Source organism: Sodalis sp. RH20 (assembly GCF_047324205.1).
In the GTDB taxonomy this organism is placed as follows: domain Bacteria; phylum Pseudomonadota; class Gammaproteobacteria; order Enterobacterales; family Enterobacteriaceae; genus Acerihabitans.
The window spans coordinates 4,764,886-4,789,625 of sequence record NZ_CP178733.1 but is presented as its reverse complement, the minus strand read 5'-3'; the positions used below and the strand labels follow the sequence as shown (position 1 = coordinate 4,789,625).

Here is a 24,740-nt window from a genome sequence, read left to right as displayed (position 1 = left end):
TGTAGAAAATGAATCTTTTAAAACCGGCTGTTGTTTTTTTGGTATGTATTATCTCCCTGGCCGGCTGCGCCCGCACCGCCGCCATCGCCAACGTCACTACCCCGCTGGCGGCCCACTATTCCGACGATCGGGTAAAAAACGCTATTTTACAAGCGGGCCTGGCGCGGCAATGGAAAATGACCCCGGTCCAGCCCGGTATCATTAACGGCCGGCTTGACCTGCGCGGCCATCAGGCCGATATTCAAATCGTCTACAGCGCTACGGGTTATAAGATCAATTATATTGCCAGTAAAAATCTGTTGGCAGACGGCAAAGGCCATATTCACCGCAATTATAATAACTGGATAAATAACCTCGATAAGGATATCCAGTTAAAATTGTCCGCAACCGCGCAATAAGTCAAGCCAGTGATTTCAGGGCCGGTCTATAACCGGCCATTTTTGCAGGCCTTGACCTTTCCTGGTTTCTCATCACGGCAAGCTGCCCGACAGTCCGGCTAATTCTCGCCGGAGCGGCCGGATTGCGCCAAACAGCCATGCTATCCTGCCGTCGGCATGCGCGGGTTGGCGGCCAACGGCGCATTTATGCATTGTAAACAAATGTAAACGTGGCATCAACGTATCGGCTATGATAGATAAGAGACCTGAAAGGGTGATGCCAGTGAGATTATATGCAAATATCGTTAAACATCCTTGACTGGCAGGCCTCGGCGCCCGGCTTGTCCGGGCGGGACGACTGGCGGCGCTGGAGCGTTGCCGCGCCGCTTATCGCCCGCGATGCGCCGCTGCCGGACTGCCCTCACCTGCCGATGATGACGGCCCGGCGCCTGAGCGCGGGCAGCCGGCTGGCGGTAGACAACGGCCTGGCGTTGTTGCAGCGCCATCAGCCCGATGCGGTAATTTTTTCCAGCCGTCACGGCGAGCTGGAGCGCAACCAGCGTATACTCGAGGCGCTGGCGGGGCTCACGCCGCCGTCTCCCACCGATTTCGCCATGTCGGTACACAATGCCGCCGTCGGCAGCCTGACGATAGTGGCGAAGGCGCCGCTGGCATCCGCCTCTCTTTCCGCCGGGGAAGACAGTTTCCAGCAGGGCCTGGTTGAAGCGCAGCTATTTTTGCACAGCGGTTATCAGCGGGTGCTGCTGGTGGATTTCGATAATACCATCCCGGCATTCTACCGCCCGTACCTGGCGGAACAGACCCCGGATTATCCTTATGCAGTGGCGCTGTTGCTGACGCCGGGCGCTACGCTGCGCTGCCGATCGCAGCGCCTGGATAAGCCCGTTTCTCCCGGCATGCTGCCGCAAAGCCTGGCTTTCCTGCACGGCTGGTTAAGCGGCGCGCCGGCGTTTACCCTGACCAGCGAGCGCCTGAGCTGGCACTGGAGTTGTTAATGAGCACCCGCGTGGCCACACCCGCCGTCCGCCGGCCCGATAATCAACTGAAGTTTGTCTGGCGCATGCTGATGACCGGCTGTTGCTTCGCTTTATTCGGAATCGGCGGATTGCTGCTGACGGCGTGGTTTCATATCCTGTGCCTGCGGCAAAAAGATCCGCATGCGCGCACCCGCCGCGCGCGCGCGGTCATTTCCGGCAGCTTCCGGTTATTCCTCGGGGTCACGCGACGGCTGGGCGTTCTGGATTACCATATCCACGGCGCGCATCTGTTGCGCGAAGATAGCGGTAACCTGGTACTGGCGAATCATCCGACGCTGCTTGATTACGTACTGCTGGCCTCGGTCATGCCGCAATGCGATTGCATCGTCAAGCGGGCGCTATTGGATAACATTTATGTCCGCGGGGCCATCAGGGCGGCGGATTACCTGATTAATACGCAGGCGGAGCTGCTGCTCATGGAAAGCAGTAAACGGCTGCACGCGGGGAGCAGCCTGCTGATTTTTCCGGAAGGAACGCGATCGCGCCCCGGCGTACCGATGAAGCTGCACCGCGGGGCGGCGAACCTGGCGGTGCGCAGCGCATGCGATATCCGTATTGTCCATATCCACTGCAGCCAGCTGTTTCTCAGCAAGGGCAGCAAGTGGTACCAGATCCCGCGGACCAAGCCGCTGTTCACCGTTGAGGTCAAGACGCGGTTTTCCGCCGGTGATTTTTTTGCCGGTGGGGACCCGTCGCCCGCGCTGGCGGCGCGGCGTCTGACCCGGCATTTGGCCGGGATCCTGGCACCGGAACATAGCTAAATTTTTTGAGATAACATCATGGAACAGCTTAACCAGGAAATTAAACAGTTGATAATCGACACCCTGAATCTGGAAGGGATCGGCAGGGACGACATCGACACCGACGCACCGCTGTTTGGCGATGGGCTGGGCTTGGACTCTATCGACGCCCTGGAATTGGGGCTGGCGGTAAAAAACCGTTATAACGTCGTACTTTCGGCGGAAAACCAGGAAATACGCAGGCACTTTTTTTCGGTGGCTACCTTGGCGGCGTTTATTCAGTCGCAACGCGCCGCCGGATAAGTATTCTTCAAAGCAGTGCTTATAAAAACAGGTCCAAAGATGGATAAACACGCAATTTACCAAGACGTGACGCAACTGCTGATCGCATTATTTGAAATCGACCCGGCACTTATCACGCCACAGGCGCGCCTGTATGAGGATTTGGATCTCGACAGCATCGACGCCGTGGATATGGTGGTGCATTTGCAGAAAAAAACCGGCAGGAAAATCAAGCCCGAGGCATTTAAATCCGTACGCACGGTGCAGGATGTGGTGGATGCGGTGGCCATACTGCTGGCGGAATAACGCCGTGACTGCCCGTTGCGCGGCTGTCCCGGCCCGCTTCCTGGCGCTCGGGGCGGCCCGCCTGTTCAGCCTGGGGGGGATGATACTGTATCCGTTCGCCGTGTGGTACGGCAGCGCCCATGGGCGACCCGGCCTGACGGCGCTGGCGCTGGCCGCCGTTTTCCTGCTGCGTCTGCTGGTGCTGCGGGGCCTGCTGCCGGCGCTGGACTGGCTGGCCAAAGCGCTGGCGCTGTTCGGCATTCTGCTGTGCGCGGCCAGTTGGCTGCTGCGAAGCCATCATTTACTGCTCTGGTATCCGGTGATGATGAACCTATTGATGCTGCTGCTGTTTGGCGCATCGCTGCTCAGCCGGGCCAGCGTGGTGGAACGTCTGGCCCGGCTGCGGCGACCCCGTCTGCCGCCGCGGGCGATAGCCTATACACGGCGGGTGACCCAGGCCTGGTGCCTGTTTTTTATGATTAACGGCGGCGTGGCGCTGTTTACCTGCCTGTACGGGAATATGTCCTTATGGGCGCTGTATAACGGCGTCATCAGTTATCTGCTGATGGGGCTGCTGATGGGAACGGAATGGATAATCAGGAAACGGACACAAGCCGGCTAGCGCCTTTGCCATTTTTCCCTCCCGCGCGCTGGCTGAGCCGGGAGCGCCCCGATGCCACGCCTGTCGCCTGGCAGGGCGATCGATGCCTCGACCTGGGGCAATTGCGCCATGACGTCACGGTATTATGGCATGCCCTGGCCGATGCCGGCGGCACTCGGTGGGCGCTGTGCTTCGACGATGCCTACGGCTTCCTGGTGGCGCTGCTCGCGCTTTGGCATAGCGGCAAAACGCCGGTCATTCCCGGCCATAACCGGCAGGCGCTGCTGGCGGAGCAACGGCATTTATTCGACGGCGTCATCAGCACCCTGCCGCTGGCCCTGGACTGCCCGCTGCTTGACCCCCGGCAGCATCAACAGCCCGCCGCCCTGCCCCTGCCGCCGCTGGCGGAAGACGCCCGTCTGGTACTGTTCACCTCCGGCTCCACCGGCCGGCCGAAAGAGGTGACCAAAACGCTGCGCGCCATGGAAACCGAATCCCGCTGGCTGGCGGCGCTGACGCGCGACCAGGCGGGGGGGGATACGCTTGCCGGGTGCCGGGTGATCTCAAGCGTTACCCATCAGCATTTATACGGACTGACCTTCGCCCTTTTTCTACCGATGAGCCTGGGCCTGCCCTTTACCCTGGAAATCGCGCGTTATCCGGAACAATTTATCCGCCAGTGCGCCGGGCACCCGGTGCTGTTTATCAGCAGTCCGGCCTTTCTGGCGCGCATCGACCCCCGGCTGCCCGCGCCGCGCTGTATTGCGCTATTTTCCGCCGGCGGGCCGCTGTCCTGGCCCGACGCACGGGCCGCCGGTCAATGGCTGTCGGCCGCGGTGACCGATATTTACGGCGCCACCGAAACCGGAATTCTGGCCTGGCGGCGCCGCTTTGGCGAGACTGATTTATGGCAACCGTTCGACGGCGTTGAATTTCATGCCGCCGCGGGCGGGATCAGAGCGACTTCGGCGCTGATAGCCGGGCCTGAAGGGCAATTACTGGACGATCGGCTGGTATTCGGCGAAGATGGCCGTCAGTTTTCCCTGGCGGGACGCGACGATCGGGTGGTCAATATCGAAGAAAAGCGGCTGTCGCTGGCCGACATCGAGCAGCGCCTGAACGCGCTGCCGGATATCGCCGAGGCGGTGGCGCTGCCGCTGACCAGGCACGGCCGCCACACCCTCGGCGCGGTGATAGTGCTGTCGCCGGCGGGAAAAGAACGCCTGGCCGCAGGCTCCCTGCCGGCGCTGGTGCGGCAATACCGGCGCGCGCTCGGCGCCTGGCTCGAACCGGTGGCCGTGCCGCGTTACTGGCGCGTGGCCGGCGCGCTGCCGCGTACGGCGCGAGGCAAATACGACTGGGATCGGCTCAAGGAGTTGTTTTTTATTATGCTTCCCACTGAGATTTCCCGCCTGACGCCGGACTGGAACCGGGCCGAACTGCTGCTGCGGCTGGATCCGGCTCTGTTCTGGTTTCGCGGCCATTTTCCCGCACGGCCGATATTACCGGGGGTGGCGCAGGTAGATTGGGCGCTGCACTATTTCCGGGAGCTGCTGGCGCGTGAAGCGCCGGGCGGCGATCAGCCGGCGCCCGCCGTTCAGTTCAGCGGCATTGAGAACGTTAAGTTCCAGCTTCCGGTTAAACCGGGCCAAACGCTGCGCCTGCATCTGGAGTGGCAGGCGCCGCACCGGTTATTACGCTTTCGCTATACGCTTTGCGATGCCGATCTCAAGGACGGGCCCACGGTCAGCAGCGGGAAAATAATGCTATGTCCCTGACCGATGCCCGCGCCGCGGAGCCGACGACCTGTGTCATCATCCCCTGTTTCAACCATGGTCCCATGCTGACCGGGGTACTGACGCGCCTGCGGCCCTACGGCCTGCACTGCTTTATTATCGACGACGGCAGCGGCGCCCCTACCCGGAACATTCTTGAGCGGCTTTGCGCCGGGCAAGACGGCATCACCCTGCTGCGCCTGGCAGCAAACCAGGGTAAGGGCCGGGCGGTAATGACGGGACTTGCCGCCGCGGCGGCGGCCGGTTATACCCATGCGCTGCAGGTGGACGCCGACGGCCAGCATCAGTTGGAGGACATCCCCCTGCTGCTGCGCGCCGCCGCCGCCGCGCCGGATAAGCTGATTTCCGGCCGGCCGGTATACGATGATTCGGTGCCGCGCGCCAGGCTGTATGGCCGCTATATTACCCATGTCTGGGTATGGATCGAAACGCTGTCGCTGTCGCTGCAAGACAGCATGTGCGGCTTTCGCGTCTATCCCATCGCCGCCACCCTGTCGCTTGGCCGGCGGGTTACGCTTGGCGCGCGCATGGACTTCGATACCGAGGTGATGGTCCGCCTTTATTGGCAGGGCAACGAGAGCCTGTTTGTGCCGACCCGGGTCATCTACCCCGTGGACGGATTATCCCATTTTGACGGGCTGCGCGATAACTGCCGCATTTCCTGGATGCATACCCGGCTGTTTTTCGGCATGTTGCCGCGTATTCCCGCGCTGTTGCGGCGCAACTGGCGGCGGCGCCCGCCGTCCCTGCATTGGTCCGGCATGGCCGAGCGGCACGGCGCCATGGGTATGCGTTTTATGCTGGCCGCCTACCGTTGCGGCGGCCGCAGGCTATTTAACGCCTTGCTCTATCCGGTTATCGGTTATTTTTGGCTCACCGGCCGGGCCCAGCGCCGCGCGTCCGGGCAGTATTTGCACCGGCTGAGACAGACCGCCGCCCTCCAGGGTATTGAGCTGCCGGGCCGCTTGTCCAGTTTTCGCCATTTTATGCGCTTCGGCGACGCGATGCTGGATAAGCTGGCCGGCTGGCAAGGCGATATCAGGCTCGGGGAGCAGATTGATTTTGCCGAACAGTCCCCGGCGCAGCCGGATATCGACCGCCAGCGCGGCCTGCTGATCCTGGCCTCCCACCTGGGCGATATTGAAGTCTGCCGCGCCCTGGCGCAGGGCGGCGGCCGGGTCAGGATCAACGCGCTGGTATTCAGCGCCCACGCGCAGCGTTTCAGGAGGCTGCTGGAACAGATCAACCCGGATGCGGGCATCAACCTGATCCCGGTGACGGATATCGGGCCGGAAACCGCCATCCTGCTGCGCGAGAAGCTGGATCTGGGGGAATGGGTGGCCATCGTCGGCGATCGCACGCCGGTACAGGCGCAGCAACGGGGCGCCGGACGCCGGGTAATATGGAGTGAATTCCTCGGCCGGCCCGCGCCGTTCCCCCAAGGCCCGTTTGTGCTGGCGGCGGCCCTGCGCTGCCCTGTAGCCCTAATGTTTGCCCTGAAAGAGCAGGGCAAGCTACGTATTTATTACGAACATTTCGCCGACCGGCTCGAACTGCCGCGCCAGCAGCGGCAGCAGGCGCTGCAGCAAACCGTCGACAGGTATGCGGGGCGGTTGCAGCACTACTGCCTGCGCTCGCCGCTCGACTGGTTTAATTTTTTTGATTTCTGGCGCCTGCCCGACGAGCAGGCGCCGCAGCCACCCGAGGCCTGATATGCTGTTAACCGATCCGCGGTTTAGCGCGGAAATAGAGATAACCGTTCCGTTTCATGATGTCGACGCCATGGGCGTCGTTTGGCACGGCCACTATTTGCGGTATATGGAGATCGCGCGCGAGGCGCTGCTTAATCAGTTCGATTACGGCTACCGGCAGATGGAAGCTTCCGGTTATCTGTGGCCGGTAGTGGATGCGCGCGTCAAATACCGCGCGCCGCTGACCTTTGAGCAATCCATCCGCGTTCAGGCGCGCATTGAGGAATACGAGAACCGCCTGCGCATCGGCTACAGCATTTTCGACCGGCCGAGCGGTAATAAAACCACCACCGGCTACACCATCCAGGTGGCGGTGGAGCGCCACAGCCGCGAGCTCTGTTTTGTCAGCCCGCAGGCACTGTTGCAACGCATGGGGATAGTATGATGAAAAAGCTGTTGCCGGGCCTGCTGCTTTGCTGCCTTGCCGCCGTCAACGCCCGGGCGGTTACGCTTGATGCGCTGCAGCAGCGTTTCGCCGGGCAGCCGGTGGTGCGCGCGCATTTTGATCAGCAGCGCAGCATCAGCGGCATCGCCCGCCCGCTGCGCTCATCGGGCGAGCTGCTTATCGCCCGGCAAAACGGTCTGTGGTGGCAGCAGCAGCAGCCGTTTCTGCTAACCCTGATCCTCAACGACAGCAAAATGGTGCAAATCACCGGCAACCAGCCGCCTGAGGTGGTCACCGCCGCCGGTAATCCGCAGATGTTCCGCTTTAATCATCTGCTGCGCGCCCTGTTCCAGGCCGACCGCGCGGTGCTGGAGCAAAACTTTACCCTGCAATTCACCGATAAAGGCCAGGAAAACTGGCAACTGGTGCTGGTGCCAAAGACTTCACCGCTGGATAAGCTCTTCACGGCCATCACGCTTACCGGCCAAACCTATCTTGATCATATCCTGCTGGAGGATAAGCAGGGAGACAGCACCGCCATTACCTTCAGCCGGCAGCGCACGCAGCCCGGGGTACTGAGCCATGACGAGCAGCAGCGCTTTGAGCAGTGAATCCTTCAGTAAATTCTACCTGCGCGCGGCGGCGGCCTGGCTGCTGATCTGCCTGGGGCTGTTGCTGGCGTTGGCGCTGCTGCTGCCGCGCAGCCAGATTAACAGCAGCGTATTGGCGTTGCTGCCGCGCCAGGCCATGGGCCCGTTGCCGCCGGCGGTGTACGACGGTTTTATGCAACGCCTCGACCGCCAGCTGGTCTGGATGGTCAGTCCCGCCGACGGGCAGGGATTGGCGCCGGTGCAATGGTGGGCGCAACAGGTGGCTGCCCTGCCCGGCATGGGCGCGGTGAAAGGCCCGATGACCGAACAGCAGCAGCAGCAATGGGGCCGGTTTTATTTCCAGCATCGTAACGCCATGATTGACGACCAGACCCGCGCGCGGCTGCAACAGGGCGGCGGCGCGCAGGCCGATTGGATTGCCGGCCAGCTTTACTCCGCGTTTGCCGGGGTCGGCGGCCAGGAACTGCAGCACGACCCGCTGCTGCTGGTGCGCGGGTCCCAGCTGGCGCTGCAACAGTCCGCCGGCCGCCTGACCCTTGACCAGGGCTGGCTGATGAGCCGGGACCCGCAGGGCGCCGCATGGTATCTGATCCACGCAGAGCTGGCCGCCTCCTCCTATGATATGCAGTCGTCCCATCAGGTGGCCCTGCGGCTGGCGCAACTGCGCCAGCAATTGGAAACGCGCTGGCCGGGCGCGCGGCTGTTATCCCGCGGCACGCTGTTTTACAGCGACTACGCCAGCCAGCAGGCCAGGCATGATATTTCCACCCTGGGACTGGCGACGGTCATCGGCGTGCTGCTGCTGATCGGGCTGGTATTCCGTTCGCCGCTGCCCCTGCTATGCTGCGCCCTGTCGGTGGCCGTCGGCGCGCTGGCGGGCACCGTGGCCTGCCTGCTGCTCTTTGGCGAGCTGCATGTCATGACGCTGATGATGAGCATCAGCATCGTCGGCATTTCCGCCGACTACACGCTCTACTACCTGACCGAGCGCCTGGTACACGGCCGGCAAAATACACCGATGGCCAGCCTGCGCAAGGTACTGCCGGCGCTGTCGGCGGCGCTGGCGACCACGGTGGCGGCCTACCTTATCATGGTGCTGGCCCCCTTCCCCGGCCTGCGTCAGCTGGCGGTGTTCGCCGCCGCCGGGCTGAGCGCCGCCTGCCTGACGGTGATCTGCTGGTACCCGCTGCTCACCAGGCGTTTGCCGGTGCGGCCCACCCCGGCGTTGCCGCTTATCCGCGCCTGGCTGTCCGCCTGGCGGCATCGTAAGGTCCTGCGCGTCGGCCTGCCGCTGGCGCTGGCCGTATTTACCCTGGCCGGGCTGCTGCAACTGCGGATTGACGATGATATCGCCCAATTGCAGGCGCTGCCGCAGCAGATTCATCAGCAGGAAGAAGACATCGCCCGGCTCTCCGGTCAGGAACAGGATCAAAAATGGTTGGTGGTTACCGGCGCCAGCGCGGAGCAGACGCTGCAGCGCATGGAGCAACTGGCGCCGGCCCTGGCGCAGGCGCAAAGCCGGGGCATTCTGGCGGGCTACCGGATGCCGCCGTTGTCGTCGCAGCGGCGCCAGCGCGAGGATCTGGCCTTGCTGACCCGGGCGGCGCCGGCGGCGGTCGAGCGCCTGGGGCAAATCGGGGTGGGCGCCGCGGCGCCCGATCTCAGTCCGATGCCGGTATCGCCCACGGACTGGCTGGCGAGCGTGGTCAGCGAAGGCTGGCGCCTGTTATGGCTTAGCCTGGCCGACGGGCAAAGCGCGGTACTGATCCCGGTAAGCGGCGTGACCGACAGTGCGGCGCTGCGACACCTTGCCCAATCCCGGCCCGGCGTCAGCTGGGTGGATCGCAAGGCGGACTTCGATGCGATGTTCGCCGCCTACCGGCATAAGCTCGGCTGGCTGCTGCTGGCCTCGATTGGGGTGATTGCCGCGAGCTTTATCGCGCGCCAGGGCTGGCGGCAGGGCCTGCTAAGCCTGATCCCGACGCTATTATCCCTGGGGGCGGGCCTGTCGGTGCTGGCGTTAAGCGGCCATACGCTGAATTTATTTTCCATGCTGGCGCTGGTATTGGTGCTGGGCATCGGCATCAACTATCAGCTGTTTTTCGCCAATCCGCGCGGCACACCCTCCACGTCGATGCTGGCGGTGACCCTGGCGGTGATGACCACTTCCCTGACCCTGGGCATGCTGGTGTTCAGCCATACCCAGGCCATCGCCAGCTTCGGCATCGTTCTCTGCAGCGGTATTTTCACCGCCTTTTTATTGTCGCCGCTGGCTTTGCCGCCCGGGCGGGGGGATTATTGATGAAAGCATTATCCGCACTGGTGCTGCTGCCGGCCCTGCTGCTTGCCGCCTGCGCCGCCGGACCGAAAGCGCCGTCGGCCTGGCTAAAACCCGGGGTGTCCGTAAGGCTGCCGCAGCCCGGCATAACACCGGCCATCAGCGAACAGCAGTTACTGACCGCCACAGTACCGGGACACGGGGCGCAATCCCTGCTGGTGCTGCTGAATGCCGATGGGCAGCGGTTAACCCTGGTGGGGCTGTCATCGCTCGGTATCCGCCTGTTTAAAGTCGCCTACGACCGGCAGGGGATCCATACCGAGCAATCGGTGGTGCTGCCGCAGCTGCCGCCGGCGAGCCAGGTTTTGGCGGATATCATGCTAAGCTATTGGCCGGCCGCGGCCTGGGGCGAGGTGCTGCCGCCAGGCTGGACGCTGGTGGACCAGGCCGACCGGCGGGTGCTGGCGGATCCCGGCGGCCATAGCGTAACCGAGATACGCTATGGGTTAATTGCGGGCCGGCGTCAGCCGGTCGAGCTGCATAACCTGGTTTTCCATTACCAGATCGCCATTCAACATCTGGACGACTAAACGATGATTTCAATTTCAGCGGTCGGCATGCTAAATGCCCTGGGTAACGATATGGCGGAGATCGCCGCCAATCTTACGCGCGGCGTGGCGCCGGGGATGAAACTGAGCCATGACTGGCTATTGCGGGGGCGTCCCTGCTGGCTGGGAGCGGTTACCGGCCCTCTGCCGCGGATACCCGCCCGGCTTCAGCGCCACGATAGCCGTAATAATCGCCTGCTGCTGGGGGCGCTGGCGCAAATCCGCGCCCAGGTGGACGACGCCGTGGCCGCCTTCGGCGCGGAGCGCGTGGCCATCGTGCTGGGCACCAGCACCTCGGGCCTGGATGAATGCGATCGGCAGGTTACCGCCGCCGCGCGCGGGGAAACATCGCCAGGATATTATTATCAGATGCAGGAATTAGGGGATCCGGCGCGTTTTCTCGCCGCGTTCCTGCAATTGGAGGGCCCGGCCTATACCTTATCCACCGCCTGCTCTTCCAGCGCGCGGGCGATTATCAGCGGACGCCGGCTGATTGAAACCGGCATGGCGGACGCGGCCATCGTCGGCGGCGCCGATAGCCTGAGCCGGATGCCGATCAACGGGTTCGACAGCCTGGAATCGTTATCCGCGGAACGCTGCCGGCCGTTCAGCGCCGAACGCGACGGCATCAGCATCGGCGAAGGCGCGGCGCTGCTGCTGCTGACCCGGGCGCCGGGCGCCGTTGCCCTGCGGGGCATCGGCGAATCCTCCGACGCCTGGCATATGTCAGCGCCCCATCCCGAAGGCAGCGGCGCGATCCGCGCCATTGAAATGGCCCTGGCGGACGCCAATCTCGCGGCGTCGGATATCGGTTACATTAATCTACACGGTACCGCCACCCCGCTGAACGACCGCATCGAAGCGCTGGTGATTCACCGTCTGTTCGGTCAACAGGTTCCCTGCAGTTCAACCAAACACCTGACCGGCCATACGCTGGGCGCCGCCGGGGCAATCGAGGCGGCGCTCGGCTGGTTATTGCTGACCGACTCCCTGCCGCTGCCGCCGCAGGATTTCTCCGCCGCCACCCTCGATCCCGGCCTGGCGGAGTTCGGCCTGCTGACCGCGCCCGCCCGCCTGGCCCGGCGTTATATCATGTCCAACTCGTTCGCCTTCGGCGGCAATAATACCTGCCTTATTCTGGGCGATAACGAGGTAAGCCATGTTGCCTGAAACACCCGTCATGCCCGATGCCTTGCCCGCCGCGCACTATCTGCCGCACGACACGCCGATGGTGCTGATCGAACACGTCTGCGCTATCGACGATCTGCATGCCCGCTGCCGGGTCGCCGTCGGCCGCGAAGGCGTGCTGGGTCCCTTTCTGAATATGCACGGCGATTTGCCCGCCTGGTACGCACTGGAGATGATGGCGCAAACCATCGGCGTCTGGTCCGGCTGGCATGGGCGGCAGCGCGGCGAGCCGCCCCGTCCCGGACTGCTATTGGGCGCGCGCGCCTTACACTGCGCCCGGCCGGTATTCCCCCATGGCAGCGAGCTGGATATCAGTATCAGCCTGTTGCTGCGGGATGAGCGTATCGGCAGCTTTGAATGCCGGATAGAGTGCGCCGGCGACACCCTTGCTTCCGGGCGGCTGAATACTTATCAGCCCGATGAAAATGAAATTAACCCATTATTACAGGAATAAGACGATGACACGCTCGGTATTGGTGACGGGAGCCAGTAAGGGAATAGGACGCGCGATAGCCTGCCAGCTGGCGCGGGACGGCTTTACGGCAATCGTTCACTATCATCATGACCGGGCAGGGGCGGAGGAAACGCTGCTGCGGATAACGGCGCAGGGCGGCCGGGGACGGATTATCGCCTTTGATGTCGCCGACCGCGACGCATGCCGTCAGGCGATAACGGCGGATATCGACCAGCACGGCGCGTATTACGGCGTGGTCAGCAATGCCGGCATGACCCGCGACGGCGCCTTCCCGGCGCTGGACGGCGAGGATTGGGACAGTGTAATGCATACCAATCTCGACAGTTTCTATAACGTGTTGCATCCCTGCATCATGCGGATGATCGGCCTGCGCGACGGCGGGCGCATCATCACCCTGTCCTCGGTATCCGGTCTCATCGGCAACCGGGGACAGGTCAACTACAGCGCGGCCAAGGCCGGCATTATCGGCGCCACCAAGGCGCTGGCGGTTGAGCTGGCGAAACGGCATATCACCGTTAACTGCATTGCGCCGGGGCTGATTGATACCGGCATGATCGACCTGGACGCGCGCGCCCTGGACCAGGCCATGGGCCTTATCCCGATGAAACGCATGGGGCAGGCGGATGAAGTGGCGGGACTTGCCGGCTACCTGATGTCGGACATAGCCGGTTATATCACACGCCAGGTCATCTCCATTAACGGAGGCATGCTATGAACCGCCGCGTGGTGATTACCGGCATGGGCGGCGTCACCGCCTTTGGCGAAAGCTGGCAGGCGGTGGCGCAAGGCCTTAAGCGCCTGGAAAACGCCGTGGTCGCCATGCCGCAGTGGCGCGAGTTCGACGGGTTGAATACCCTGCTGGCCGCCCCGCTGCCCGCCTTTGCGCTGCCCGAACATTATACCCGCAAGCGCATCCGCTCCATGGGCCGGGTAGCGCTGCTGGCGACCCGGGCCACCGAACTGGCGCTGGAACAGGCGGGGCTGCTGAATGATGCCATCCTGACCGGCGGCGAAACAGGCATTGCCTACGGCTCGTCCACCGGCAGCACCAAACCCATCAGCGATTTCGCCACCATGCTGACGGAGAAACACACCCACAATATCACCGGCACCACCTATGTGCAGATGATGCCGCATACCACGGCGGTCAATGCCGGATTGTTCTTCGGCCTGCGCGGCCGGGTAATCCCCACCTCCAGCGCCTGCACCTCCGGCAGCCAGGCCATCGGGTATGCCTATGAAGCCATCAAGCATGGCTACCAAACGGTCATGGTGGCCGGCGGCGCCGAGGAACTCTGTCCTTCCGAGGCGGCGGCCTTCGATACGCTGTTTGCCACCAGCCAGCTTAACGACGCGCCGAAGCTCACACCCGCCCCCTTTGATGTCAACCGGGACGGACTGGTCATTGGCGAAGGTGCGGGCACGCTGGTATTGGAAGCGCTGGATTTTGCCCGGGCCAGGGGCGCCACTATTTATGGCGAGCTGGTGGGGTTCGCCACCAACTGCGATGCCAGCCATATTACCCAGCCGCAGCAGTCCACCATGCAAATCTGTATGGCGCAGGCGCTGCAAAACGCCGGCGTGTCCAGCGGGGACATCGGCTATATCAGCGCGCACGGCACCGCCACGGAACGCGGCGACATTGCCGAGAGCCGCGCCACCGCCGCGCTATTCGGTAATACCACGCCGATATCCTCGCTGAAGAGCTATTTCGGCCACACGCTGGGCGCCTGCGGCGCGCTGGAAGCCTGGATGAGCCTGGAAATGATGCGCGAGGGCTGGTTTGCCCCAACGCTTAACCTGCGCCAGCCGGACCCGGAATGCGGCGATTTGGACTATATCACCGGCCAGCCCAGGCTCATCGACACCGGTTATATCCAGTCCAATAACTTTGCCTTCGGCGGTATTAATACTTCACTGATTATTAAACGCTGGGCACACTGACGCCGCCCGCGCGCTCATCCACCAAGCCGATGCCCGTTCCATTGGTGCCGCCGGTCGCGGCATTGGCAAGAATATAGCCCCATAACACGGCCATGGCATGCAGTGAATCGCCATATTCTTTAGAACCGGAACACGACAAATCCATACGGCCTATTTCCATGGCCAGAACGAGCAGCGACACGGCAAAACTTTTCTGCCCTTTGCAGCTGCTATCTATATGCCTCAGCATACCGATGCCCGGATGGTCATCACCCTTATTTATTATTTCACATGCCTTTTTCTTTGCGCGGCCATGAATTAAGTTCTGCGCTTTCGATTCAGCCAGCCGTATAACGGCAATCCCGATAAAATAAACCTTTTCTTCAACTGTCTGTTGTTTATCTCCCAGGGACGGCAAAGGGACCATAAGGTCGTTAATGATAAGGGTAGCTCTTGCCATTGACGGCTCATCAAGTAATGGTACGATAGCGCCCATCTTGGGGTGAGAACTGTTTGTGGCGCCAAAAGACCACTGTTGGTCGCCATGATGAAAATAATTGCCGACATAAGCCAGCATATCGGCCATGCGCTGCATTACGCGCCGGAAAAAAGGCTTGTGAACGGGCATATTAGTAGCGCTAGCATTTATAGATATTTGACTATTACTGATCGAGTTTACCTCGGATATAAGCGGTTGATTGGCCTCCTCAGCATAATCAAGGTAATCATTATTTATATCATGCCGTATATTGGTTGCCGAAAAATACCACATAACCTTCCTTGGTAACGATAAATTAAATATAAGCACCTTTTCCCGGCCCATTTAATGATAAACCAACGCGGTTGTACATGTACTTTTATGCAATGATAATTTGACGATCCTTGCTTAATATTGCTTAAACCAAACAAACCGGGACAGCAAGCGAACACCGGACGCCTATTTTTTAGGTTTTGCCGCGATCATCTCCACCTGAACGGAAGGATCCATGGCCTCCACCGCCTTTTGCAGCTCCGCCAGGGCGAATTTCAGGGAGGCGATCTCCTGCTGCAGCGCCCGCACTTCGAGCGAAGTGCGGTTGGCTTTGGGAAACGCGTCAAGCACGTCATGTTCATGAAACATGCGCACCTGACGGTTATCCAGGTTAACCATCTGATATTTCAGGCGGCCGCTGTTGATGGCGTTATAAACCGTCTTGCGGCTGACCATTGCTATCTCAATCACCTGGCTTATTCTTAACATCGCATTTCTCTGAAGGCGTAGGGAGATTCCGGCTTCATTCTAACGGGTAGTGATGGATTCAGTGAACAGTTTCGCGATGCCCTCCGGCGAGTTTCCGCCGATTTTGTTAACCTGCTCAATATCCCCCAGCAATGCAAACAGGGATTGGATAATGGCCACTTTTTCGCACGACGGATCGATGGCCATTAACACCACGACGGCCGGTTTTACCACCGCTTGTGGCTCATCGGTGCGATGGAACTCCACCCCCGCCTGGTTTACCGCGACGGCAAAGCCGGTGGCGAGCACATGTTCAAACTCGGTATGGGGTATGGCGATACTGTGCGTCTCCATATCGATGCCGGTGGGATAAACCGCTTCCCGATCAAGCACGCCCTGGCGAAAGCTTGCTTTGACCAAGCCGTCCGCGTACAGGCTGTCCGCCATCAGGGTCAGCAGTTCATCACGGCTTATCGGCTGGGTAATGGTGAAGACGCGCTCGGCGCTGAACATCATGATTATTCTCCCATCTCTGTGCCGGCGGCGCCCGTTTGCGCCGCCAACCGGTCCTCACGGAGGATTTTTTTGCGGTTCCATAGCGCCAGCAGCAGCGCCAAGAGGATCAGCACGCCGACGCCGATGGCCTTGAAATAGAACCCCTGGATAATGACCCAGGGCAGCATTGCGCCGGCATAATCAACGCTGCTGATACTGGTTGCGCCATGGGGTAACGAGAACCCGGTGCTGACGGCGGTACTGGTCACCAGCGGCGCCAGGCTGGTGCCGATTAACAGCGCCAGGCTCAGGGTAAGCAGGCCGGTGAGCAGGGTGCGGAACATATCGCCCCGGCATACGGCGGTCACCAGCACAAAGGCAAACGGCAGGCCCGTCAGCGAGGCGAACGGCAGAAACTGATTACCGGGGATAATCGCCGCCAGCACCAGCATAATCGGGATCATCAGCATCGACACCGACAGGGTAACCGGATGGCCGACGCTGACGGCGGAATCCAGCCCGATGGAAATTTTGCCGAACGAACCGGCCCGGGACTGCGCAATTTCCTGGATACGCTCGCTGATGGGATAGACCCCTTCCATCAACATCTTGGCCATGCGGGGGATAATGGTCATCACCGCGGCCATGGTGATGGCGGTTTGCAGGATGGCCTTCACATCAACCCCGGCGATAACGGCCAGGATGGCGCCGATAATCGCGCCCAGGCAGGCGGGATCGCCTAATATCGATAAGCGCTTTTGAATCACATCGGTATCGATTTTAATATCGCGCACGCCGGGGATACGATCGACTATCGCGTTAACCAGCCAGGCGGCGGGCACAAACGACGCGGAAAAACCATGCGGCACCGAGATACCCGGCAAATTGAGGTATTTTTCCACATCGGCGGTGGTGCGATCGGCTATCACCATGGTGACGATACAGTTCAGCCCGGCGGCCAGCACCCCCAGCCAGAGGTTACCGGTGATAATGGCCACCAGCGAGCCGGTAAACGCGTGATGCCACAGGTTCCAGATATCCACGTTCAGGATACGGGTGGTCTTGGTATAGAGCATCAGGACATTGATGGCGACGCACACCGGGATCACCAGCGCGCCGACCCGGGTACCCATGGCCACGGCGGCGGCGGCGGGCCATCCCATGTCCAATACCGTCAGGTTCAGGCCGAACCGCTCGACAATGGCATGGCTGACGGGCGTTAACGAATCAATCATCAGGTTAACGGTAATGCTTAATCCGATAAAACCGATCCCCACCATCAGCCCGGCTTTAATCGATTTGGCGATGGATAAACGCAGCAGCAATCCCAGCAGAATGAAGATCAGGGGCATCATGACCGAGGCCCCCATGCTCACGATATAATCGATAACAAACATGGTATTAACCCTCGGCGAGAATCAATTCTTTAACGCTGCTGAATACTTTGTCGGTCCCCATGCCGGTCAACAGGGGCAAAGCGTTAATGACCGGTACGGACACTTTCACCGGCGAGGTGGAAACGATAAAGTCCACATCGTCGCGGGTGGCGGCTTCCGCCACGGTACCCTGTGATATGCGCACCTTATCCAGCAAGTTTTCCCCCTGCAGGTAAGCTTCCAGTTTTTTCAGCGCCACGGTGCTGGTGGCAACGCCGGCGCCGCAGCAAATCATCATATGTTTCATAGTCAGTTCCCAGTCGAAGAAGTGGGATGATTAAAACATGTTAATGAATCGCTAAATGTGATCGATGTGTAATTTTACACACTGAGATGACAATATATTTTTAACTACACTATTATCCTTATATATGTTGTTGATATATAATTGTTTATATTATAAAAAACATTATGGCCGTGTGTTCCACTGTGTAACACCCACCAGCCGGGTTAAGCGGGTATCCACCGCTGCCCGCGGCCGGGGCCAAAAAACAGGCGCGGCAACGGGTTAAGCGATCGCTTGTCCGCCCTGATCGGGTAAAGTAAGAGCGGATATTCCCGGCAACGGTATAAGGACAGGGTTAATGACGGACAAAACATGCGTATTATTTGATTGTGACGGCACGCTGGTGGACAGCGAGATCTTGTGTTGCGAGGCCTATGTGCTCCTGTTCGCCCAATACGGCATTGCGCTGACGCTTACCGATGCCATCAGGGATTTCAAAGGCGTAAAACTCAATGACATCTTCGATCGTATGAGGGAACAGCACGGCCTGCGCCAGCGGGCGGATATCCTGGAAGCCGAGTACCGCGCGCATGTAGCCCGGCTGTTTGATGAGCGGCTGGTTGCCATCGAGGGCGTGCGCGAGCTTTTGCAGCGGATCGTCGTACCGATGGCGGTGGTGTCCAACGGTCCGGTCAGTAAAATGGAGCACTCGCTTGGCCTGACGTCGCTGCTGCCGTTTTTTGCGCAACGTCTGTTCAGCGGTTACGATGTGCAGCGCTGGAAGCCCGACCCGGCGGTGATCCATCATGCCGCCGCCCAGCTGGGGGTACCGGTGGCGCAATGCATTTTAGTCGAGGATTCGGTGTCCGGCGTCCAGGCGGGCATCGCCGCCGGCATGCCGGTATTTTACTATTGCGCCGATGCGCATAATCCGCCGATTGACCACCCGCTGGTCACCCGCTTTGATGATATGGGTCAGCTGCCGGCGTTATGGCGCGCGCGGGGATGGGCGTTGACCGGCGCACCGGAAGTATTGGTATGATCGGCCAGGATTATTATTCCTTCGGCGGACTGGCCTCGCCGCCGGCATCCGCGGCCTTATCTTTACCCGTGCCCGTCAGCAGCGTTTCCAGCGCGTCGCCGCCCACATGGCGGAAGTCCTGTCCCTTAACAAAATAGAAAATATATTCGCAGATATTCTGGCAGCGATCGCCGATACGCTCGATGGAGCGGGCGCAAAACAGCGCCGTCAGCACGCTGGGAATAGTGCGGGGATCTTCCATCATATAGGTCATCAGCTGACGGACGATACCCTCGTATTCCTGGTCGACTTTTTTATCCTCGCGATAAATCCGGATCGCCTCATCCAAATCCATGCGCGCAAAGGCGTCCAGCACGTCATGAAGCATCTGCACCGTATGGCGTCCAAGCGACTCCAGGCTGACCAGCATCTGCAAATGCTGCTGGGAGTATTTTTCCAGCGCGGTACGGCAGATTTTATCCGCGCCGTCGCCGATACGCTCCAGTTCGGATATGGTTTTGATGATCGATATCACCAGGCGTAAATCGCTGGCGGTAGGCTGGCGCTTGGCAATAATACGCACACAGGCCTCATCAATGGCCACCTCCATCGCATTCACCTTGACGTCCCCGGCGATGACCCGTTTGGCCAATTCTTCATCCTGGCTGTGCATCGCGCTGATGGCGTCGGTAAGCTGTTGCTCCACCAGGCCGCCCATCGCCATCACCTGGGTGCGTATGTGTTCCAGTTCGGCGTTAAACTGGCCGGAAATATGCTTATTGAGATTCAGGTTTTCCATGATATATCCCGTTATTAACCATAGCGGCCAGTAATATAATCTTCGGTTTGTTTGTTCTTCGGTGCGGTGAAAATGCTATCCGTATCGTTGAATTCAATTAACTCGCCGAGATACATAAATGCCGTGTGATCGGAGCAACGCGCCGCCTGCTGCATATTATGCGTCACTATCACCACGGTATAATCCGCTTTCAATTCTGAAATCAGCTCTTCGATACGTCCGGTCGAGATCGGATCCAGGGCTGAACAGGGCTCATCGAGCAACAGCACATCGGGGCGAATGGCAATGCCGCGCGCGATACATAAACGCTGCTGCTGGCCGCCGGACAGGCTATAACCGCTCTGGTGCAATTTGTCCTTGGTTTCGTTCCACAGCGCCGCTTTGGTCAGCGACCACTGCACGCGCTCCTCCATCTCGCTGCGCGACAGTTTCTCAAACAGGCGCACGCCGAACGCGATATTGTCATAAATAGACATCGGAAAGGGGGTCGGCTTCTGGAACACCATGCCGACCCGGGCGCGCAGCAGGGAAACATCGCGCTTATCGGTGAGGATATTGTCCCCGTCCAGCAGGATCTCCCCTTCGGCGCGCTGCTCCGGATAAAGCTGGTACATTTTATTAAAGCAACGCAACAGCGTGGATTTACCGCAGCCGGACGGGCCGATAAAAGCCGTCACCTGGTTACGGGCAATGTCCAGGCTGATATTTTTCAGCGCATGAAATTTACCGTAATAAAAATTCAGATCGCGAACCTGTACTTTGCTGTCGTTGGCGTTGTTGATCCCGCTCATGCAACACTCTCTCTTTCGATCAAAGACGCGTCGGCGCCTGACGCTTAATAGGTTTTTTTGGCGAAAATAATCCGCGCGATAATGTTCAGCAACAGCACGCACAGGGTAATCAGCAGCACGCCGGCCCAGGCCAGCTGTTGCCATTCGGCAAACGGGCTCATGGCGAATTTGAAAATCGTCACCGGCAGGTTGGCGATGGGCTGCATGAGATCGGTACTCCAGAACTGGTTGGAGAGCGAGGTAAACAGCAGCGGCGCCGTTTCGCCGGCAATGCGCGCCACCGCCAGCAATACGCCGGTGATGATGCCGGAAACCGAGGCCTTAAGCGTGATGGCGGAAATCATTTTCCATTTCGGCGTACCCAACGCATAGGCAGCCTCACGCAGCGTATCGGGCACCAGCCGCATCATGTTTTCCGTGGTACGGATAACAATCGGCACCTGCAGCAGCGCCAGGGCGATCACCCCGGCCCAGCCGGAGAAATGCTCCATTTTCGCCACCACCAGCGTATAGACAAACAAACCGATAACGATGGACGGCGCGGACAGCAGGATATCGTTAATAAAACGGATCACTTCCGCCAGCGCGGACTTACGCCCGTATTCCGCCAGGTAAATCCCCGCCATGATGCCCAGGGGCGTGCCGAAAACAGTGGCCCAGAGAATCAGCAATCCGCTGCCGGCCAGGGCATTGGCCAGCCCTCCGCCGGCGGTATTGGGCGGCGGCGTCATTTCGGTAAACAACGCCAGCGACATACCGTCAAAACCCCGGCTTACCGTGGTCAGCAAGATCCAGCATAACCAGAACAGGCCGAAGGCCATGGTGATCATGGATAATAACAGCGCCAGACGGTTCTTCTGCCGCCGCCAGGACTGCATTTTACGCCGCGCTTCCATTTGTGGCGCGGTATGGGTCATTTGGTGCTCGACGGTCGCCATTATTTGACCCCCTCGTTTTTCGCCAGGCGCATTATCATGAATTTGGAGCAGGCCAGCACGATAAAGGTAATCACAAACAGGATTAACCCCAGCTCCATCAGCGCGGCGGTATGCAGACCCGCCTGGGCTTCGGCGAACTCATTGGCCAGCGCCGAGGTAATGCTGTTGCCCGGGCTAAACAGGGAAATGCTGTCCAGCTGGTTGGTATTGCCGATGATAAAGGTCACCGCCATGGTTTCGCCCAGCGCCCGTCCCAGGCCCAGCATCACGCCGCCGATCACGCCGTTTTTGGTGAAGGGCAGCACGATACGCCAGATCACTTCCCAGGTGGTGCAGCCGATACCGTAGGCCGACTCCTTCATCAACACCGGCGTTTGCTCAAACACATCGCGCATCACGGCGGCAATATACGGGATGATCATGATAGCCAGGATAATACCGGCGGCCAGGATGCCGATACCAAACGCCGGCCCCGAAAACAGGACGCCGATAAAAGGGATGGTCGACATCACATCGCCCAGGGGCTGTTGAAAATACTGGGCGAACAGGGGAGCAAAAACAAACAACCCCCACATGCCGTAGACAATGCTTGGGATGGCCGCCAACAGCTCAATGGCGACGCCAAGGGGACGCTTCAACCAGTTGGGGGCAAGCTCGGTAAGGAACAGGGCGATGCCGAAGCTGACCGGAACGGCAATCAGCAACGCGATAAAAGAGGTCACCAGGGTGCCGTAGATAGGAACCAGCGCGCCGAATTTTTCACCGGGCGGATCCCACTCCTTGGTCCACAGGAACGCGAAGCCGAACTTTTCCATGCTCGGCCACGAAGCGACAATCAGCGAAACGATAATTCCGCCCAACATCAATAAGGTAATCAATGCGGCCAACCTGACCAACGTACCGAATATCAGGTCGCCTTGTTTACCGGGGGCATGCCGTGCCGGCGTATTGTCAGCCATAGAGTACTCTTTTTGTTGGTTCGTAATCCCTTCCCGTAAGGGAAGGGACGAAACACAAGGACTTAGTAGAGCGCTTTACCGTTACTGTCTTTGATATTGGCCTTCCAGGCGGCGCGGATCTGTTCGACCACGTCCTTTGGCAAGGTGGCGTAGTCAAGGGCGTTAGCCTGGTCGGCACCCTTGTTGTAGGCCCAATCGAAGAATTTCAGGGTTTCGCGGCCCTGCTCAGGCTTGGTTTGGGTAGTATGCAACATAATAAACGTGGTGGAGGTGATCGGCCAGGCATTGTTGCCCTTCTGGTTAGTCAGATCCTGGGCAAAAGATTGCTGCCAGTTGACGCCTTTCGCCGCCGCGCTGAAGTTATCCTGCGTCGGCATTACCGGCTTGCCGTCGGCGGAAATCAGCTTGGTGTAGGCCAGGTTGTTCTGCTTAGCGTAGGCGTACTCCACATAACCGATGGAACCCGGCAAACGCTGGACAAAGGCGGCGATGCCGTCATTGCCCTTGCCGCCCAGTCCGACCGGCCAGTTAACCGTGGAACCGGCGCCGATTTTTTCTTTCCAGGTCGCATTCACCTTGGACAGATAGCTGGTGAAGACAAACGACGTGCCGGAACCATCGGCGCGGCGTACCACGGCGATATTCTGATCAGGCAGCTTCAGGCCCGGGTTCAGCTTGGTGATGGCCGGGTCGTTCCATTTTTTGATGTTGCCCAGGTAAATTTCACCCAGGGTATGGCCGTCCAGGGTCAGTTCGCCGCTTTTGATTCCCGGTACGTTGATGGCCAGCACCACGCCGCCAATCACGGTCGGAAATTGGAATAAACCTTCTTTCTTCAGGTCGCCATCGCTTAAAGGAGCATCGGACGCGCCGAAATCAACGGTATTGGCGATAATCTGTTTAATGCCGCCGGAAGAACCGATGCCCTGGTAGTTAACCTTTACGCCGGTTTCTTTTTGATAGGTATCAGCCCATTTAGCATAAACCGGGGCGGGGAATGTGCCGCCGGCACCTGTCAGGTTGGCGGCAGCGAACGAAGAAATACTCGCCAGGGCGAACGTAGCTGCTACAACACTGGCAACGGTGGTATGCATCAGTCTCATAATCCCTCCTGTGGGATATTTAAAATCGGCCCATGGCCGTTTTCTTCAATTATTATAATTGCTGCAGGAGGGAAAATAGGACAATTAGGTTACAGATACATGTCGGTAATATGACATTTTTATGACACCGGGATGGGTACCTATTTTAATGGCATATTAGCCTTTTTTTTCAATCCCCGCCTCCGCAATCCGATCAATATCGCGCATAATGCCGGCGGCCGGCCGATGGTGCGCCAGTTCGCCGGCCATATACGCCATATAGGGCGCGATATGGGAAAAAATAGCTTTATAGCCGGGGCAAAGATGATTATGCCACTGGCCCCCGATGCGGTGAATACGGTGCTTAGGACAGCCGCCGTGACAGGCAAACCGATAGTCGCATGACAAACACGGCGTCGCCACATTGGCTTTTAGCTGGCCGAACTGGCGCTGTTTTTTCCCACCGGCCATGGCGGCCAGGTTCCCTGTCATCAGATTGCCCAGTCTATGCTCAGGGTAGACGAAATGATCGCAGCTATAGATATCGCCGTTCTGCTCGACGACCAGGCCCTGGCCGCAGGTGGGCTGCATCACGCACAGGCTTGGCATCACGCCGCACCAGGCGGCCAGCGCATTATCGAATAGCTGCACAAACACCGTGCCGACATCATGCCGTACCCAGTAGTCAAACAGGGTATTGATAAACGTGCCGTAGGCTTCGCCGCTCACCGACCATGGCGTCAGCGTTTTATCCGCCGTCGACCGGGGATAAATCAATTCCCCCCGCGCGGCTCCGGACAACCTTTGTTCCACGGCCGGGATAAATTGCACATACTGCGCGCCCAGCTCTTGCGTGATAAAAAGATATATTTCCAGCGGCGCCTGGGCGGTTTTATCGTTCACCACGCTCAATACGTTGTAATCTATATGATATTCCTTAAATATCCGGATGGCGTTGATCACGCTGTCAAATACCGGCCGGCCGCTGGCGGTATGGCGATAATGATTATGCAGCCTGGCGGTGCCGTCCACGGAAATACCCAGCAGGAAATGATTATCGGCAAGAAAACGGCCCCATTGATCGTTTATCAATACGCCGTTGGTTTGCATGCTGTTGGTAATCCTTTTTCCCCGTGCGTAACGCTGCTGATAGCGCAGCGCGGCGGCATAAAAGTCAATTCCGGCCAGGGTCGGCTCGCCGCCCTGCCAGGCAAACATGACCTCGTCGCCAGCGCTGGCGTCAATATACTGCTTAATAAATTCCCTGAGCACATCGTCGGCCATATGCTTCGACGCCGATGCTCCGGCGGGTAACAGGGTATTTTTTTTGTCCACATAAAAACAATAATCGCAGTGAATATTGCATTGATAACTGGTGGGTTTCGCCATCAGGGAAAACGGGCGTTTCATAACCGC

General features: G+C 59.5%; 28 protein-coding genes. 17 read left to right on the top strand and 11 right to left on the bottom strand.

Going from position 1 to position 24,740, the window contains the following annotated elements; translation table 11 throughout:
* Positions 1-8: 8 nt before the first annotated feature.
* The 16 genes from ACL2XM_RS21835 to ACL2XM_RS21760 all read left to right on the top strand — a co-directional run bounded on the left by ACL2XM_RS21835 (position 9) and on the right by ACL2XM_RS21760 (position 14,379).
* Complete coding sequence (locus ACL2XM_RS21835) at positions 9-398, top strand: hypothetical protein (protein ID WP_413727453.1); 390 nt, start codon at positions 9-11, stop codon at positions 396-398.
* A 272-nt stretch (positions 399-670) separates the two neighbouring features.
* Positions 671-1,393, top strand: coding sequence for a beta-ketoacyl synthase chain length factor (locus ACL2XM_RS21830; RefSeq protein ID WP_413721750.1), 723 nt, complete (start codon positions 671-673; stop codon positions 1,391-1,393).
* Entirely contained in the window at positions 1,393-2,196 is an 804-nt protein-coding gene (locus ACL2XM_RS21825; RefSeq protein WP_413727451.1) for a lysophospholipid acyltransferase family protein, read from the top strand. Before ACL2XM_RS21830 ends, ACL2XM_RS21825 begins: the two co-directional genes overlap by 1 nt.
* An 18-nt stretch (positions 2,197-2,214) precedes the next feature.
* A complete protein-coding gene (locus ACL2XM_RS21820) occupies positions 2,215-2,478 on the top strand; it encodes a phosphopantetheine-binding protein (protein ID WP_413731585.1) in 264 nt (87 codons plus the stop codon).
* A gap of 39 nt (positions 2,479-2,517) precedes the next feature.
* On the top strand, positions 2,518-2,763 hold the full coding sequence (locus ACL2XM_RS21815; protein ID WP_410012869.1) for an acyl carrier protein: 246 nt from the start codon (positions 2,518-2,520) through the stop codon (positions 2,761-2,763).
* A 4-nt stretch (positions 2,764-2,767) separates the two neighbouring features.
* The gene (locus tag ACL2XM_RS21810) at positions 2,768-3,364 is read left to right on the top strand and encodes a hypothetical protein (RefSeq protein ID WP_410012868.1); all 597 of its coding nucleotides are present in this window, start codon (positions 2,768-2,770) and stop codon (positions 3,362-3,364) included.
* A complete protein-coding gene (locus ACL2XM_RS21805; protein ID WP_413731584.1) occupies positions 3,331-5,121 on the top strand; it encodes an AMP-binding protein in 1,791 nt (596 codons plus the stop codon). Before ACL2XM_RS21810 ends, ACL2XM_RS21805 begins: the two co-directional genes overlap by 34 nt.
* A complete protein-coding gene (locus ACL2XM_RS21800) occupies positions 5,112-6,851 on the top strand; it encodes a glycosyltransferase family 2 protein (protein WP_413731582.1) in 1,740 nt (579 codons plus the stop codon). The genes ACL2XM_RS21805 and ACL2XM_RS21800 overlap by 10 nt, the downstream gene beginning before the upstream one ends.
* Before the next feature lie 4 nt (positions 6,852-6,855).
* Positions 6,856-7,275: an acyl-CoA thioesterase gene (locus ACL2XM_RS21795; RefSeq protein ID WP_410016676.1), complete on the top strand. Its 420-nt coding sequence runs from the start codon at positions 6,856-6,858 to the stop codon at positions 7,273-7,275.
* A complete protein-coding gene (locus tag ACL2XM_RS21790; protein ID WP_410016675.1) occupies positions 7,275-7,886 on the top strand; it encodes a LolA family protein in 612 nt (203 codons plus the stop codon). Before ACL2XM_RS21795 ends, ACL2XM_RS21790 begins: the two co-directional genes overlap by 1 nt.
* Positions 7,858-10,188: an MMPL family transporter gene (locus tag ACL2XM_RS21785; protein WP_413731581.1), complete on the top strand. Its 2,331-nt coding sequence runs from the start codon at positions 7,858-7,860 to the stop codon at positions 10,186-10,188. Before ACL2XM_RS21790 ends, ACL2XM_RS21785 begins: the two co-directional genes overlap by 29 nt.
* On the top strand, positions 10,188-10,754 hold the full coding sequence (locus tag ACL2XM_RS21780; protein WP_413731579.1) for a DUF3261 domain-containing protein: 567 nt from the start codon (positions 10,188-10,190) through the stop codon (positions 10,752-10,754). Before ACL2XM_RS21785 ends, ACL2XM_RS21780 begins: the two co-directional genes overlap by 1 nt.
* Positions 10,755-10,757: 3 nt before the next feature.
* On the top strand, positions 10,758-11,942 hold the full coding sequence (locus ACL2XM_RS21775; protein WP_413729173.1) for a beta-ketoacyl-[acyl-carrier-protein] synthase family protein: 1,185 nt from the start codon (positions 10,758-10,760) through the stop codon (positions 11,940-11,942).
* A gap of 10 nt (positions 11,943-11,952) precedes the next feature.
* Entirely contained in the window at positions 11,953-12,414 is a 462-nt protein-coding gene (locus ACL2XM_RS21770; protein WP_410016674.1) for a 3-hydroxy-fatty acyl-ACP dehydratase, read from the top strand.
* Between the two features lie 4 nt (positions 12,415-12,418).
* Positions 12,419-13,150: a 3-ketoacyl-ACP reductase FabG2 gene (locus ACL2XM_RS21765; RefSeq protein WP_413731578.1), complete on the top strand. Its 732-nt coding sequence runs from the start codon at positions 12,419-12,421 to the stop codon at positions 13,148-13,150.
* Entirely contained in the window at positions 13,147-14,379 is a 1,233-nt protein-coding gene (locus ACL2XM_RS21760; protein WP_413731576.1) for a beta-ketoacyl-ACP synthase, read from the top strand. Before ACL2XM_RS21765 ends, ACL2XM_RS21760 begins: the two co-directional genes overlap by 4 nt.
* Here the strand turns inward: ACL2XM_RS21760 and ACL2XM_RS21755 are convergent.
* The 5 genes from ACL2XM_RS21755 to ACL2XM_RS21735 form a co-directional block, all read right to left on the bottom strand.
* On the bottom strand, positions 14,360-15,130 hold the full coding sequence (locus ACL2XM_RS21755) for a hypothetical protein (RefSeq protein WP_413729171.1): 771 nt from the start codon (positions 15,128-15,130) through the stop codon (positions 14,360-14,362). The genes ACL2XM_RS21760 and ACL2XM_RS21755 overlap by 20 nt on opposite strands.
* Before the next feature lie 165 nt (positions 15,131-15,295).
* A complete protein-coding gene (locus ACL2XM_RS21750; RefSeq protein ID WP_413721759.1) occupies positions 15,296-15,580 on the bottom strand; it encodes a DNA-binding protein in 285 nt (94 codons plus the stop codon).
* Positions 15,581-15,637: 57 nt separating this feature from the next.
* Positions 15,638-16,093 (bottom strand): PTS sugar transporter subunit IIA, encoded by a 456-nt coding sequence (locus ACL2XM_RS21745; RefSeq protein WP_410012858.1) that lies wholly within the window; start codon positions 16,091-16,093, stop codon positions 15,638-15,640.
* A 2-nt stretch (positions 16,094-16,095) separates the two neighbouring features.
* On the bottom strand, positions 16,096-17,469 hold the full coding sequence (locus ACL2XM_RS21740) for a PTS galactitol transporter subunit IIC (RefSeq protein WP_410012857.1): 1,374 nt from the start codon (positions 17,467-17,469) through the stop codon (positions 16,096-16,098).
* A gap of 4 nt (positions 17,470-17,473) precedes the next feature.
* Complete coding sequence (locus ACL2XM_RS21735; RefSeq protein ID WP_410012856.1) at positions 17,474-17,755, bottom strand: PTS sugar transporter subunit IIB; 282 nt, start codon at positions 17,753-17,755, stop codon at positions 17,474-17,476.
* Positions 17,756-18,092: 337 nt separating this feature from the next.
* Here ACL2XM_RS21735 and yieH point away from each other — a divergent pair, with 337 nt between their 5' ends.
* Positions 18,093-18,776 carry a 6-phosphogluconate phosphatase gene (gene yieH / locus ACL2XM_RS21730; protein ID WP_413721760.1) on the top strand — a complete coding sequence of 228 codons (684 nt, stop codon included), beginning with the start codon at positions 18,093-18,095 and terminating at the stop codon, positions 18,774-18,776.
* A 13-nt stretch (positions 18,777-18,789) separates the two neighbouring features.
* Here the strand turns inward: yieH and phoU are convergent, their stop codons facing one another.
* The 6 genes from phoU to ACL2XM_RS21700 form a co-directional block, all read right to left on the bottom strand.
* A complete protein-coding gene (gene phoU, locus ACL2XM_RS21725) occupies positions 18,790-19,554 on the bottom strand; it encodes a phosphate signaling complex protein PhoU (RefSeq protein ID WP_410012854.1) in 765 nt (254 codons plus the stop codon).
* 14 nt (positions 19,555-19,568) lie between these two features.
* Positions 19,569-20,345 (bottom strand): phosphate ABC transporter ATP-binding protein PstB, encoded by a 777-nt coding sequence (gene pstB / locus ACL2XM_RS21720; RefSeq protein WP_410012853.1) that lies wholly within the window; start codon positions 20,343-20,345, stop codon positions 19,569-19,571.
* Positions 20,346-20,389: 44 nt separating this feature from the next.
* A complete protein-coding gene (pstA, locus tag ACL2XM_RS21715; RefSeq protein ID WP_410012852.1) occupies positions 20,390-21,283 on the bottom strand; it encodes a phosphate ABC transporter permease PstA in 894 nt (297 codons plus the stop codon).
* A complete protein-coding gene (gene pstC / locus ACL2XM_RS21710) occupies positions 21,283-22,242 on the bottom strand; it encodes a phosphate ABC transporter permease PstC (protein ID WP_410012851.1) in 960 nt (319 codons plus the stop codon). Before pstC ends, pstA begins: the two co-directional genes overlap by 1 nt.
* A 62-nt stretch (positions 22,243-22,304) precedes the next feature.
* Positions 22,305-23,345 (bottom strand): phosphate ABC transporter substrate-binding protein PstS, encoded by a 1,041-nt coding sequence (pstS, locus tag ACL2XM_RS21705; protein ID WP_410012850.1) that lies wholly within the window; start codon positions 23,343-23,345, stop codon positions 22,305-22,307.
* Positions 23,346-23,501: 156 nt separating this feature from the next.
* Positions 23,502-24,734 (bottom strand): anaerobic sulfatase maturase, encoded by a 1,233-nt coding sequence (locus tag ACL2XM_RS21700; RefSeq protein WP_413727446.1) that lies wholly within the window; start codon positions 24,732-24,734, stop codon positions 23,502-23,504.
* Between the last annotated feature and the right edge of the window lie 6 nt (positions 24,735-24,740).

Excerpts from the sequence above, each read along its gene's own strand:
- ACL2XM_RS21815 (WP_410012869.1), top strand. The coding sequence starts at position 2,518 with ATGGATAAACACGCAATTTACCAAGACGTGACGCAACTGCTGATCGCA.
- ACL2XM_RS21740 (WP_410012857.1), bottom strand. The coding sequence starts at position 17,469 with ATGTTTGTTATCGATTATATCGTGAGCATGGGGGCCTCGGTCATGATG.
- ACL2XM_RS21805 (WP_413731584.1), top strand. The coding sequence starts at position 3,331 with ATGGATAATCAGGAAACGGACACAAGCCGGCTAGCGCCTTTGCCATTT.
- phoU (WP_410012854.1), bottom strand. The coding sequence starts at position 19,554 with ATGGAAAACCTGAATCTCAATAAGCATATTTCCGGCCAGTTTAACGCC.
- ACL2XM_RS21760 (WP_413731576.1), top strand. The coding sequence starts at position 13,147 with ATGAACCGCCGCGTGGTGATTACCGGCATGGGCGGCGTCACCGCCTTT.
- ACL2XM_RS21780 (WP_413731579.1), top strand. The coding sequence starts at position 10,188 with ATGAAAGCATTATCCGCACTGGTGCTGCTGCCGGCCCTGCTGCTTGCC.
- pstB (WP_410012853.1), bottom strand. The coding sequence starts at position 20,345 with ATGAGCGGGATCAACAACGCCAACGACAGCAAAGTACAGGTTCGCGAT.
- pstS (WP_410012850.1), bottom strand. The coding sequence starts at position 23,345 with ATGAGACTGATGCATACCACCGTTGCCAGTGTTGTAGCAGCTACGTTC.
- ACL2XM_RS21830 (WP_413721750.1), top strand. The coding sequence starts at position 671 with ATGCAAATATCGTTAAACATCCTTGACTGGCAGGCCTCGGCGCCCGGC.
- pstA (WP_410012852.1), bottom strand. The coding sequence starts at position 21,283 with ATGGCGACCGTCGAGCACCAAATGACCCATACCGCGCCACAAATGGAA.
- yieH (WP_413721760.1), top strand. The coding sequence starts at position 18,093 with ATGACGGACAAAACATGCGTATTATTTGATTGTGACGGCACGCTGGTG.
- ACL2XM_RS21835 (WP_413727453.1), top strand. The coding sequence starts at position 9 with ATGAATCTTTTAAAACCGGCTGTTGTTTTTTTGGTATGTATTATCTCC.
- ACL2XM_RS21770 (WP_410016674.1), top strand. The coding sequence starts at position 11,953 with ATGCCCGATGCCTTGCCCGCCGCGCACTATCTGCCGCACGACACGCCG.
- ACL2XM_RS21775 (WP_413729173.1), top strand. The coding sequence starts at position 10,758 with ATGATTTCAATTTCAGCGGTCGGCATGCTAAATGCCCTGGGTAACGAT.
- ACL2XM_RS21765 (WP_413731578.1), top strand. The coding sequence starts at position 12,419 with ATGACACGCTCGGTATTGGTGACGGGAGCCAGTAAGGGAATAGGACGC.
- ACL2XM_RS21755 (WP_413729171.1), bottom strand. The coding sequence starts at position 15,130 with ATGTGGTATTTTTCGGCAACCAATATACGGCATGATATAAATAATGAT.
- ACL2XM_RS21825 (WP_413727451.1), top strand. The coding sequence starts at position 1,393 with ATGAGCACCCGCGTGGCCACACCCGCCGTCCGCCGGCCCGATAATCAA.
- ACL2XM_RS21735 (WP_410012856.1), bottom strand. The coding sequence starts at position 17,755 with ATGAAACATATGATGATTTGCTGCGGCGCCGGCGTTGCCACCAGCACC.
- ACL2XM_RS21800 (WP_413731582.1), top strand. The coding sequence starts at position 5,112 with ATGTCCCTGACCGATGCCCGCGCCGCGGAGCCGACGACCTGTGTCATC.
- pstC (WP_410012851.1), bottom strand. The coding sequence starts at position 22,242 with ATGGCTGACAATACGCCGGCACGGCATGCCCCCGGTAAACAAGGCGAC.
- ACL2XM_RS21745 (WP_410012858.1), bottom strand. The coding sequence starts at position 16,093 with ATGATGTTCAGCGCCGAGCGCGTCTTCACCATTACCCAGCCGATAAGC.
- ACL2XM_RS21820 (WP_413731585.1), top strand. The coding sequence starts at position 2,215 with ATGGAACAGCTTAACCAGGAAATTAAACAGTTGATAATCGACACCCTG.
- ACL2XM_RS21785 (WP_413731581.1), top strand. The coding sequence starts at position 7,858 with ATGACGAGCAGCAGCGCTTTGAGCAGTGAATCCTTCAGTAAATTCTAC.
- ACL2XM_RS21700 (WP_413727446.1), bottom strand. The coding sequence starts at position 24,734 with ATGAAACGCCCGTTTTCCCTGATGGCGAAACCCACCAGTTATCAATGC.
- ACL2XM_RS21790 (WP_410016675.1), top strand. The coding sequence starts at position 7,275 with ATGAAAAAGCTGTTGCCGGGCCTGCTGCTTTGCTGCCTTGCCGCCGTC.